We start from the raw sequence: 1660 nt of genomic DNA on the forward strand, positions 1-1660 counted from the left end.
CAAGGAGGCCCTGGCGGCCGACCGGCCGGTGGGGCTGGCCGTGGAGACCAAGCACCCCACGCGTGCGGGCGGGCGGCTGGAGGCCGAGCTGGTGCCAGGAGAACGCCTGTGATCAGCAGAACGCTGCCCATGTAGCCCAGGCCGGAGCTGTCGGAGAGGAAGTCGCCCATCGAGGTGCCCAGGGTGTTCGAGACGAGGATCGCCGACCAGAACAGCGCCTCCCCCCGGAAGGTCACGATGTCCCGGATGACGAAGGTCTGGCCGGTGAACTTCCAGACGACGAAGATCGCGACGAGCAGGGAGACGAGGATGGCCGCGCCGGCCGGATAACCGAGCCCGAGCCCCTGTGGGCCCCAGCCCAGGGAGGTGGTGCCCCGCGCGAGGTACTTGGAGCTGGCGTCGCGGTTCATGAAGTCCGACACGGTGGTGCCGACCATGCTCGTGGAGACGATGACGGGCCAGTAGAAGAACGGGTTGTACCGCTTCGCCCGCAGCTGCACCACCAGGGTCACCACGAACATGAGGAACAGCGCGATCGTGGTGAGGAAATAGCCCAGGCGCAGGGTCTGCGCGAAGAGGTCACCGGCGGTCTCACCCAGGGTGGTGGCGGCGATCTTCATGATCCAGAAGGCGAGGGTGACCTCCGGCAGCTTCCGCACCACGTACTGGGCGGTGCCCTGTCGCGCCCCCTTCACCGGTGAGGGTGGACGCGGTGAGAGAAGCAGGCGTCCTTCGTGCATGGCCCACCGCTTACGGAGTCGTGCTGCGACCTCCGGGTCACGTGTGGTGACCACGAGGGCGGCTTCCGCCTCGTCAGCGGCTGCGAAGAGTACGTCCATGACCCGTCGGCCCGTGGCGCGGTCGAGGTCGCTGGTGGGGTCGTCCGCCAGGATCAGGCGTGGGGCGGTGGCCAGTGTGCGGGCGATGGCGACGTGCTTGGCCTGGCCGCCGGAGAGCTCGGCGGGCCGGTGGGCGGCCCCGCCGGCGAGGCCGACGCGGGTCAGGATCTGCTCCAGCCAGGCGGGGTCGAGGCGTTCGCCGGCGAGACGCAGCGGGAGTTCCACGTTCTCCCGTACGGACAGCGAGGGGATCAGGTTGAAGGCCTGGAAGACGAAACCGACGCGCTTGCGGCGCAGTTCCGTCAGCTGGGTCTCGTTCATCCCGTTCAGCTCGGTGTCACCGATGTAGGCGGAGCCGCTGGAGGGTTTGTCCAGGCCGGCGGCGCAGTGCAGGAAGGTCGACTTGCCGGAGCCCGAAGGCCCCATGACGGCCGTGAAGGAGCCCCGGCCGATCCCGACGGTGACGCCGTCCAGCGCGCGCACGCCGCGCCCGGCCTTGCCGTACTCCTTCACGACCTCGTTCAGACGCAGCGCAACTGTAGGTGACATCGCAGACTCCACAACTCAGCAGGTTTCTTGTCTGCGTTGACGTTATGAACCAGCCATATCGGCGGCTTATCGAGCGCTTAAGCGCCTCTGTTAAGCGCCTCTGCCGAGCGCCTCGTGCGCCTTCGCCTCCCAGGGCGGCGAGCCGATCCGGCGGAAGATCGCGAGCGCGGTGGTCAGATGCTGCCGCCCCTCTTCCTCACGGGCGCTGCCGAGCCGGGCCTCGCCTAGTGCGAACAGGATCTGGCCCTCGATCATGGGGCTCCGGGTGCGGC

At 68.6% G+C, this 1660-nt stretch carries 2 protein-coding genes and 1 pseudogene; all 3 read right to left on the reverse strand.

Annotated features, from left to right (window positions below):
- On the reverse strand, window positions 1-740 hold a 740-nt coding region (locus tag AB0O29_RS35705; RefSeq protein ID WP_365160543.1), incomplete at its 3' end, for a hypothetical protein.
- Window positions 741-761: 21 nt separating this feature from the next.
- Window positions 762-1388, reverse strand: a pseudogene (locus tag AB0O29_RS35710) (ABC transporter ATP-binding protein); the annotation flags it as partial.
- A 90-nt stretch (window positions 1389-1478) separates the two neighbouring features.
- Window positions 1479-1660, reverse strand: a 182-nt coding sequence (locus AB0O29_RS35715; RefSeq protein WP_365160540.1) for a hypothetical protein, incomplete at its 5' end; no start/stop codon positions are given.

Source organism: Streptomyces sp. NPDC089915, from assembly GCF_040684675.1.
Classification (GTDB): Bacteria; Actinomycetota; Actinomycetes; order Streptomycetales; family Streptomycetaceae; genus Streptomyces.